Raw genomic sequence first — 1,652 nt, forward strand, 5'->3', positions numbered from 1 at the left:
CTCTTTTCAAAAGAGGTATATCACCTCCTACTTGTGAAAAAGTGTTGCAAACTTAGTTACTAGAGCAAAAAATAGCAATGCAGAATCGTACAAAAACATGGAAAATTGCGTCATTTGTACCAAAAAACAGGTTTTAGGTCCTGTTTCTAGGAAAAACTGATAAAGAATGGAAGCTTTATTCCTTTTTTATTGTATGATAAATAACTTATTTAACTTTATAGATATATATGGCAAATCTTTCAATTGTAGTCGTTCCAACAAAAAGAATGGTCAATGGTCGACATCGGATTCGGATAGCTGTTGCGCACCGCTCCAAAACAAGGTATATACCAACCCAATTCACTTTGGATTCTACTAGTCAATTTAAAAGCGGTAGGGTAATACGGCATGAGAATGCAATGAATATAAATGCGAGCCTGCGAAAAACAATTGATGAATACGAAGAAATCTTATCCTCCATCAGCTACTTATCAGCTATTTCATGCACCGAATTAATACATATTATCACTTATGAGCAGCGAAAGAAAGGGATTACCTTTCAAACTGTAGCCAATGAGTATATGGATTTTATGAAAAATGAAGAGAGGAACAAATCATATAAGCTTTATAGCATAGCGTGCAAGCGATTAGTAGAGTACATGAAAGGTGATTTCTCTTTAATCCAATTAACGCCTCTCCATATACAAGGTTTTGCTGATGTTTTATACAAAGAGAATTTGGCTAGTACAACGATACGAATTTATATGACTCTTATCAAAGTTGTGCTAAATTACGCTAGTAAAATGAACTACATAACATATTCCATCCATCCTTTCGTGTTGTTTAAGATGCCAATCAGTAACATTAGAGAACTCGACCTATCTATAGAAGAATTAAAGAAGATTCGAGATGCAAAACTGCCAAATAAGCAATTGAATATAGCCAGAGACGTCTTTATGCTGACTTATTACTTAGGCGGGATTAATTTAAGAGACTTATTGGTCTATAATTTCAAGAATAAAGATTCAATGAGATATATACGACATAAAACACGTAATAGTAAAAAAGGGGAAAGTGAGATCGTGTTCTCTCTACAACCGGAGGCACAGAATATTATTCAGCAATATATTTCTAAAAGAGGTGAACTCATATTCGGGAAATATACTACGTATGAACAATTATATAGCCTAATCTTTCGCTCTATTGATAAAATAACTCAATTATCAGGAGTTAATAAGAAAGTAACTTATTACTCTGCCCGAAAATCGTTTGCGCAGCACGGTTATAATTTAGGTATACAAATCGAAAAAATAGAGTATTGTATTGGTCATAGCATGAAGAATAATCGCCCTATTTTTAATTATGTCAAGATTATGCAGGAACATGCAGATAAAGTCTTTAGAGAAATCTTCAATCAGCTGCTATAGCGTTTCATGAATGAACGCTCAGCAATTATCATATACCTTATTTATTTAGTCCGAACTTCATCTTAAGTTCGGACTAAATGGAATTATACCTCCCCCTGCTCTCCTTATATAAAAGAGCTTTCTCTCACTTCCTCTATTTATACAATAAGAATATGAACAGATTCTTATAATCGTTGCTTTATTATCTCCCTATCGTCATGCTGATAAATTAAGTAGTGGATAATAAGCTAGTTACAGCCAGTTGTT

General features: G+C 33.5%; 1 protein-coding gene. It reads left to right on the forward strand.

What is annotated here, in order from left to right:
• Positions 1 to 227: 227 nt before the first annotated feature.
• Positions 228 to 1,406 carry a tyrosine-type recombinase/integrase gene (locus tag JCM10512_RS20985; protein WP_044165902.1) on the forward strand — a complete coding sequence of 393 codons (1,179 nt, stop codon included), beginning with the start codon at positions 228 to 230 and terminating at the stop codon, positions 1,404 to 1,406.
• Positions 1,407 to 1,652 lie beyond the last annotated feature (246 nt).

Source organism: Bacteroides reticulotermitis JCM 10512 (assembly GCF_000517545.1).
In the GTDB taxonomy this organism is placed as follows: domain Bacteria; phylum Bacteroidota; class Bacteroidia; order Bacteroidales; family Bacteroidaceae; genus Bacteroides; species Bacteroides reticulotermitis.